The sequence below is a fragment of the Actinokineospora diospyrosa genome, from assembly GCF_024171925.1.
Taxonomy (GTDB): domain Bacteria; phylum Actinomycetota; class Actinomycetes; order Mycobacteriales; family Pseudonocardiaceae; genus Actinokineospora; species Actinokineospora diospyrosa.
The window spans coordinates 1-8,296 of sequence record NZ_JAMTCO010000027.1 but is presented as its reverse complement, the minus strand read 5'-3'; the positions used below and the strand labels follow the sequence as shown (position 1 = coordinate 8,296).

Below are 8,296 nucleotides of genomic sequence, written 5' to 3'. Positions count from 1 at the left end.
CCGCCAACTCCGCCTGGACACGATTCCGCCGTAAATACGTCAAAGTGACGACCAACGAGGTGAACAAACCCAACACCGGCGGCCACGGCCGCCGACCATCACCGACCTGGTGGTGAATCGCGGCGCAGAGGTTCTCGACGGACTCGCGCGTCAGGCCAGTGGTATGATACATGTCAGGCGGTCCGTTTGGTGAGTTTCTTTGGTGTGGTAACCAGATCCTCTCAAATGGACCGCCGCCTACGTCAACCCACCCCGGCCTTCATGATCGCCAGGCGAGGGTGAGTCCACCTCTGAATAACCCTCTATGACTACGACCAGATCACGCGTGGCGACAAGTAAGGGCTGGCTCGGGCAGTGAAACCCCGAGTGAGAGTGATGGCCTTCTCGGCGAGGACAAGTAGCGCTCGATCGCCAGTCACCGAGATGGTGCGCTTCTTGATGCCGATGTTGACAGGCACCAGAAGCGCCGATGATCGGCTGACACGGCGATGCGGGCGAAGGTGGTCACGAGCCCTGCCTGTAGCCCATCCGTTCCGCACCATCGCTGCGGGCACGTACTATATGTGCTACCCGGAGGATGGGAGACGCCATGTGGGCATTGGTGGTGCGGTTCGAGCTGCGGGACGAGCAGGCGACGCGCGGGTTTGATGCGCTGGTGGCGGAGACGTTGCCGCAGATCATCGCCACAGAGCCTGGGACGTTGGTGTACGCGGTGCATGAGGTGGCGGACGCGCCGTTGTCGCGGGTCTTCTATGAGGTGTACGCGGACAAGGCGGCGTTCGAGGTGCATGAGGAGCAGGCGCACACGAGGCGGTTCCTGGCGGAGCGGAGCCAGTACCTGACTGACTTCCGGGTGGAGTTCTTGTCGTCGTTGACGGGCAAGGGGGTGTGATGTCGTCTCCTGGCGACGAGAAGGCACTAGGTCGACGGATCGCGTTTCACCGTGGGAAACGGGGACTGACACAGGGGCAGCTGGGGAAGATCCTCAACCGGTCGGAGAGTTGGGTCAGTCAGGTTGAGCGGGGTGCGCGGCGCATCGACCGGATGTCGGTGCTGGAGGCGGTCGCAGAGGCGTTGGAGATCGAGCTGGCCGAGTTGGCACCGGAGGCGAACGTGGTGGCGGCGACCGCCAGGCCCCGGGCGGCCACCTCTTTGAGCTTGGCGTTGTGTTCGAGCGACGCTCTCCATGCGGTGCTGTCCGATGTGTCGCCGGTGGACGTCGAGCGGTTGGGGCGCAGTGCGGATCAGGCGTGGGAGTACGCGCACGGATCGCAGTACGAGAACCTGAGCGAACTGCTCGGGACGTTGATCCCCGAACTGGAGTACGCCACCCGAAAAACGGCAGGCTCGGACCGGCGCCGGATGTGTGTCGCCAAGGCGAAGGCGTACCAGGCGGCCGCGGGTGTCCTGTCGAAACTCGGCGAGGTCGGCGCGGCCTGGGTGGCCGTCGACCGGGCCATCTCGGCAGCGGAAGACGCTGACGAACCTCTGCTGATGGCAGCGGGCGCGTTCCGCCTGGCGATCGTGTTCCAGGGTGCCCGCAAGCTCGACCTGGCCAAGCGCACCGCGATGACCGCGATCAACGCACTATCGCGCTTGGTCTTGTCCGGCGAAGACGAAGCCCTCGCGCTGACCGGTGCGCTCTACCTCCAGCTCGCCGTGGCGTCCGCTCGCGGCAACGAAGGCGACGAGGCGTACGGCTACCTCGACCAAGCCGCAGCACTGGCACGCGCGCTGGAGGTCGACCGCAACGACTACAACACCGAGTTCGGCCCGACCAACGTGCTGCTTCACGAGGTCAACATTGCGGTCGAACTCGGCGACGCCGGTCGGGCTCTACGTGTAGCTGACAAGGCCGACACGTCCAACCTCTCGCCTGAACGGCAAGCCCGCCTGTTGATCGACGTGGCGCGGGCGCACAACCAGCGTCGCTCGCCGGACCTCGTGGCCTCGACTCTCCGTGAAGCGCTGCGGATCGCTCCGGAACAGGTCCAGAACCACCCGGCCGCTCGCGAGGTCCTTGCTGACGCCCTGCGAGCCGACCCCGCCAACCCTGACCTGGCCGCCCTCACTGAGGCGATCAGCCCGGCCATCTAACCCGCACAATTTGTGCGTTACCCGCACTCCATGTGTTGACTCGCACACGAAGTGCGGGTAATTTGGCGTTAGCAAGGGGGTCGGTCAGCGACAGACAGCGAGGTTGAGATGGCGAAGGTGTTGGCGTTAGTGAGGCAGCGGACGACAACGGTGGCTAATCCGGGTGAGGGCAATGCGAAGCGGGCGTCGTCTGAGGTGACGCTCATGGTCGAGCTGCGCCGACACATCACCAGGTGTAGTGCCCAACTGTCGTTCTTTCCCTGCAGCACAACGTATGGAGCACCAGTAGCATGACCGCCACATTGGACACCGTCGCTGGCTCGTGGGGGTAGATCGACCAGGTGGCCGCATCGGTTCGCGCGCATACCGATATGCATCGGCGGCTGGTGGTGGGCCAGCTTGGGCGTCCACGCCGCAAGGCAAGGGTCAGGCTGGGCAGAGGTGTTCGTCCCGGCTCCGGATCAGCCGCGGGCGCGCGCGGCCCTGACTGACTGGCCAGACACCTAGGCGCAACTCATTAGAGGGAACCCTTCGGTAGCTCCTCGGAGCGAACTGCCGCCCTGCCTCGGTGTGCGACACACTGGTACGCGAGTAGTGCATCAGTCGCCCGGGGCCCTGACTGCGTCAACGGCGAAGCCTTTCGCCAACGGGCCAGGCTGGCCCCCATCGAGTGCCAGCGCGCCGCGATGTCCCCTGCTGTGCTCACCACCGCCAGCGGGGCGAAGTGAGCACGAGTGTCCCACGGTTCGTTTGCCACCACTCCAAGACGTGGACGCGGTGCGTCTTGTGCGGGGGCATGTTCGGTTCCGCCCCGCGCCCGCAGACGCCGACGAGCCCTAGCCACCCCACCGACACCGGCCGGAACGCAGAACAGGCACCTCCGGTCGGGCCAAGAAGAAGATCGACGAAGGGATCACCATGATTGCCACCCTGGACGAGTTCGCCCTGGATGTGCAGATCGTCTCCGACTCTCCCGCGGGGGAACCGGCCGCGTGCGCGACCGACGACGGGTGCGCATCCACGTGCGCCTCCTCGTGCGTCAGCAACGTCTGACCTGATCACGGCGCCGGGACTACCCGTCCCGGCGCCACCTCGTCAGGAGGCTTCGAGATGTCCACCGACAGCAAACTCCTTTACCGCCACACCGGCGCCGCACTCTTGCGAGCTGCTGCCTGCCCGCTCGGCGAAGCGCAGGATGACTGGCCCGACCTGGGCGATACCGAGAGCTGTCAAACGTGGTTGAAGCGGACGTGGTCGCGCTCCACCTTCGCGGACGCCGTGCGGATCGCCAGTCCCACGTTCGCGGAACGGCTCGACTCGTTGGACTCGCTGCGCCCGAAGGAAGTGCGACGAGCAGCGGCAACCGCGGTTCGATACGCGCTGCGCGCGTGCACCCGGCATACCCCGTTCGGACTGTTCGCCGGTGTTGCGTCCGCGGAGATCGGCTCGCCCGGGATGAGCAGGTGGGGGCAGGAGCATCATGAGGTCGCGCGTGTCGACTCCCAGTGGCTTGCGGCTGTCATCGCACGTCTCGAAGCCGAACCGATTCTCCTGGAACGGTTGAAGGTCGTGTTCACGAACCTTGCCGTCGAGCGAGGTTCGCGGTTAGAGGCCCCGTGCGGACCGGAGACGGTCAGCATTCGGCTGACCGGGCCGGTAGCGTTCACGCAGGCGTCTGCCTCGACGCCCATCCTCTTCGCCGAGTTGGTCGACCTCCTGCTGGCGAAGTACCCGAACGCGGACCGGGCGACGATCACCAGGATGGTGAGCGAACTCGTCCGCCAGCAGGTCCTGATCACGAGCCTGCGCGCTCCCCTGACCGTGGTTGACCCGCTTGGTCACCTGCTCGACCAACTTCATGCCGCAGGCGCCGAGTACGTGGCCGGTCTTGAAGCGCTTGTCGATGAACTGTGCGCCGTCGATGTTCTGATTCGTCGGCACAACCGCCATGCGTTGGGCGACAACCAGAACCGCGCCGTCCGGATCGAGATCGGGCGTCGAATGCGGGAGGTCTCCACCGGCGGGCGGACTCCCTTGGCGATCGACCTCCGCCTGGACTGCGATGTGCGTGTGCCCGAGCAGGTTGTTCGCGACGTCGAGGACGCGGCCACCGTGTTGGGTCGGCTCACCGCACAACCGACTGGAGAGCCTGCTTGGCGCGACTACTACACCGCGTTCTGCGACCGGTACGGCACCGGCACTCTTGTCCCGCTGACCGAGGTAGTCCATCCGGACAGCGGGTTGGGGTTTCCTTCTGGCTACCCGGGAAGTGTTCGCCCTTCCTCCTTCCGAACCGGCTCGGACCGGGACAAGACACTGTTGAGTCTGGCTTGGACCGCCCTGGCCGACCGAAGACGAGAGATTGTCCTCGATGAACCCGTTATCGAGTCGTTGATGGTCAGCGAGGCCACGCAGCCCCGGTATCCGGCCCACGTCGAAGTGGCGGCCCGCATCCACGCCACCGACATCAATGCGCTGGATCAGGGTGACTACCTGCTCACGATCACCCCAGGCCGGAGCCTCGGGACGTTCACCTCCAGGTTCGCCACCGTCGCCCCGGGGACCGATCTGCGCAGGATCTACGCGTCTGTCCCGACAGCCGCCAGGCAGGCCGTCCCCGCTCAGTTGTCTTTCCCGCCGGTGTACGCACACGCCGAGAACGTCTGCCGGGTACCCGAATACCTCCCGGACGTCCTGTCCCTCGGAGAACACAGGGCCGACGCCACCGTGGCACTCGACGATCTCGCAGTCACCGCCACCCGGGATGGCTTCCATCTGGTGAGTCTGACCAGTCAGCGGATCATCGAGCCGCAAGCGTTCCACGGGCTCGCCCTGCAGAAGCAGTCACCACCCCTGGCCAGGTTTCTTGCCCACCTCTCCCGCGGTCTGCAAGCTTCGTGGCACAAGTTCGATTGGGGCAGCCACGCCAACCAGATGCCCTATCTACCAAGGATTCGCCACGGCCGTGCGATCCTCTCGCCCGCACGCTGGCGTCTTGCCAGTGCCGACGCGCCCAGTCTGGAATCCTGGCGTGAGCGTTGGGGCGTTCCCGACCTGGTCGAGTTGGCCGCCGACGATCGCAGCCTGCGTCTGGACCTCAACGAGCCCACCCACGTCGCATTGCTCGTCGCCCACATGGAGCGCACCGGCGACGCGACCCTCGTCGAGACGATCAACGACCCTGGCGAACTCGGCTGGATCGGCGGCTTCGCCCATGAGATCGTCTTCCCGCTGACATCCACCCAGGCTCCCGCGTCGGCACCCACGGGAGTAACTGCGCGACGGATCTCCTGCAGAACCCACGGCGCGGTGCCTGGAGCGCCAACAGCGGCGTGGTTGAACGCAAAGCTGCACACGCACCAGCAGCGGATCAACGAGATCATCACCGACCGGCTGCCCACGCTGCTCGATCCCCTTGGCGAACCGCCGTTCTGGTTTGTCCGCTACCGCAGCGCAACCGAGACCGATCACCTCCGACTCCGACTACCAGCCGACGGCACGGACGTGCAGGTAGCACTCGGTCGATGGGCAGAGGCTTTGCGTCGTGACGGGGCCATTTCGCGGTTGGTGCTCGACACCTACTTCCCCGAGGTTGGCCGCTATGGAGCGGGTGAAGCGATGGCCGCCGCCGAAGACGTCTTCGTGGCCGACTCGCAGGCCACCGCCGCGCAACTCCGCTATCTCCCGGAGCAGCGCGAGGCGATGGTTGTCGTGAACATGGTCGCCACGGTGTGCGGCCTGCTCGGAGGCGAGGTCGCGGTGCAGTGGCTTGTCGATCACCCCGCTCCGCCGGGCCCGGCTATCGATCGACCTTTGTTCGATCAGGTATCGGCCTTGCTTCGCGATCCCGCGACGAGCCCGCCGGATGGGTGGAACCAGGCCCTCATTCAGACCTGGGAGCGACGCGCCGAGGCTCTGGCTGCTTACCGCTCCCACCTCACCGACGATGATGAGGTTGCCACGGCAGTCGAGTCGTTGCTGCACATGCATCACAACCGGCTGATCGGCATCGACCGCGACTACGAGATCCGCTGTCGACGCCTGGTTCGACAGGTCGCGCTCACGTGGGCACACCGACGCGGAGGCAGCCGGTGACGCCGACCGACTCCCTCGCCGACGGGGCGGCGGGCATAGCCCTGCTCCACTTCGAGCGTGCCCGCACTGGTGCCTGCGCGGCCGTCGACGCCCACCCGTGGGCGGTCACGATGACAGAAGGGCCGGTCACCGCCCACCCCGATGTCGCGAGCTTGTACCGAGGTGCCCCCGCAGTGGCGTTCGCCCTCCGCACCGCAGGTCATCCCGCCTATGCCGCTGCTGTAGCCGACCTCGATGAGCACATCGTCACGCTGACTCGCGAACGCCTCGAACGTGCCCACCGCCGCATCGACAACTCCCTGCTCCCCGACATCCGCGAGTTCGACCTGATCAGCGGCCTGACCGGGATCGGTACCTACCTGCTGCACCGCGGTCACGACCTGCTCACCGAGGTGCTGGCCTACCTCGTACGCCTCACCGAACCGCTTGGTGAGCTGCCGGGATGGTGGTGCGGTCCACCGACCGACAGCCTGGCAGAGGAATGGATCGGCGGACACGGCAACCTGGGCCTCGCCCACGGCATAGCCGGACCACTAGCGCTGCTGGCCATGGCGATGCGCCGTGGCCTGGTCGTCGATGGGCAGGTGGAGGCGATCTCCACGATCTGGCGATGGTTCGACGACTGGCGTGTCGGAACTGGCCGCGAGGCGTGGTGGCCCGGCAGGATCACCGGAGCCGAACTCGTGACCGGGACCGTCACACAAGCCGGTCCACAGCGGCCCTCGTGGTGCTACGGCACTCCTGGTCAGGCCCGTGCTCTACAACTCGCTGCCCTGGCCCTCGGCGACACACGAAGGCAACAGCAGGTGGAGAACACGTTGGCAGGCTGCGTCACCGACCCCAGCCAACTAGGGCTGCTCGTCGACACCACCCTGTGCCACGGCTGGGCAGGCGTCGTCCTCACCACCTGGCGAGCAGCCGCAGACGCCGGTCCCGACAGCGAGCTGGCCGCCCACCTGCCCCGCCTCCGAGAACGCCTCGACCACCATCTCCAGTCGTCACCGACGCCAGGCAACGGCCTGCTCGAAGGTGAAGCCGGCGAGCAGTTGACCTGCCTGACCATCGATACCGACCAACCTGCCCGGACCACGTGGGACCTGTGCCTGCTGGTGTCCGGCTGAGCCACACTCAACCCATCACTACGGAAGGACCCGATGAACACCACCACCGACAGCGCCCCGGAGACGCTGCGGGCCCGCATGGTCGACACCATCCTCGCCGCGGGCCACGCCCAAACGCCCGCGGTGGAGGCCGTCCTGCGCGCGGTGCCGCGGCACCGGTTCGTGCCCGAGGCGAGCCTGGAGGACGCCTACGCCGATATCGCCGTGATCACCAAGCGCGCCGACGACGGCGCGGCGTTGAGCTGCGCGTCGGTGCCCACGGTGGTGGCGATGATGCTCGACCAGCTCGACGTGCACCCTGGGCAGCGGGTGCTGGAGATCGGCGCGGGCACCGGCTACAACGCCGCCCTGCTCGCCGAACTCGTCGGCCCCGACGGCGCCGTCACCACGATCGACATCGACGACGAGGTCACCGCCGGGGCCCGCCGCGGCCTCGACGCCACCGGCCACGAGCACGTCCGGGTGATCACCCGCGACGGCGCGCTCGGGGCCCCCGAACACGGCCCCTACGACCGCATCATCATCACCGTCGGCGCCTGGGACCTCCCGCCCACCTGGCACGACCAACTCCTCCCCGGCGGCCGGTTGGTCGTGCCGCTGCGCTGGCGCGGACAGACCCAAGCGGTCGCCTTCATCCGCGAGCAGGACCGGCTGCGCTCGGACCGCATGGACCTGTGCGGATTCGTCCCCATGATCGGCCAGGACGGCGAGAAGAACGGCACCATCACCACCGACGGGACCGTCACCCTCTACTACGACATCGACCAGCCCATCGACACCGCAGCGCTGACCGGCGTCCTCGACCAACCCCGCACCAGCGCCTGGTCCGGCATCACCATCGGCACGTCCGAACCCTTCGACGGCGTCTGGCTCACCCTCACCGCCACCGACCCCGCCACCTGCCGCATCGCCGCCACCCAGACCGCCATCGACAGCGGCCTCTGCACCCCCGCCATCAGCTCCCGCAGCCCCGCCCTCGCCGA

6 protein-coding genes are annotated in these 8,296 nt (G+C 66.9%); all 6 read left to right on the top strand.

All coding sequences use genetic code 11. From position 1 onward, the window contains the following. The first annotated feature begins 589 nt into the window (after nucleotides 1–589). Nucleotides 590–892: a putative quinol monooxygenase gene (locus tag LV75_RS34640; RefSeq protein ID WP_253891773.1), complete on the top strand. Its 303-nt coding sequence runs from the start codon at nucleotides 590–592 to the stop codon at nucleotides 890–892. After that, nucleotides 892–2,097, top strand: coding sequence for a helix-turn-helix domain-containing protein (locus LV75_RS34635; RefSeq protein WP_301320351.1), 1,206 nt, complete (start codon nucleotides 892–894; stop codon nucleotides 2,095–2,097). Before LV75_RS34640 ends, LV75_RS34635 begins: the two co-directional genes overlap by 1 nt. A gap of 918 nt (nucleotides 2,098–3,015) precedes the next feature. Next, nucleotides 3,016–3,150, top strand: a complete 135-nt coding sequence (locus LV75_RS34630) for an FxLD family lanthipeptide (protein ID WP_121390475.1) — start codon at nucleotides 3,016–3,018, stop codon at nucleotides 3,148–3,150. Nucleotides 3,151–3,207: 57 nt separating this feature from the next. Next, nucleotides 3,208–6,192 (top strand): lantibiotic dehydratase, encoded by a 2,985-nt coding sequence (locus LV75_RS34625; RefSeq protein WP_253891771.1) that lies wholly within the window; start codon nucleotides 3,208–3,210, stop codon nucleotides 6,190–6,192. Continuing rightward, nucleotides 6,189–7,313, top strand: coding sequence for a lanthionine synthetase C family protein (locus LV75_RS34620; protein ID WP_253891770.1), 1,125 nt, complete (start codon nucleotides 6,189–6,191; stop codon nucleotides 7,311–7,313). The genes LV75_RS34625 and LV75_RS34620 overlap by 4 nt, the downstream gene beginning before the upstream one ends. Nucleotides 7,314–7,346: 33 nt before the next feature. Further along, nucleotides 7,347–8,296 (top strand): methyltransferase, FxLD system (gene fxlM / locus LV75_RS34615; RefSeq protein ID WP_253891156.1); only part of this gene is annotated, 950 nt, incomplete at its 3' end.

Coding starts and splice junctions, on each gene's coding strand:
- LV75_RS34625 (WP_253891771.1), top strand. CDS start 3,208: ATGTCCACCGACAGCAAACTCCTTTACCGCCACACCGGCGCCGCACTC.
- LV75_RS34630 (WP_121390475.1), top strand. CDS start 3,016: ATGATTGCCACCCTGGACGAGTTCGCCCTGGATGTGCAGATCGTCTCC.
- LV75_RS34635 (WP_301320351.1), top strand. CDS start 892: ATGTCGTCTCCTGGCGACGAGAAGGCACTAGGTCGACGGATCGCGTTT.
- LV75_RS34640 (WP_253891773.1), top strand. CDS start 590: ATGTGGGCATTGGTGGTGCGGTTCGAGCTGCGGGACGAGCAGGCGACG.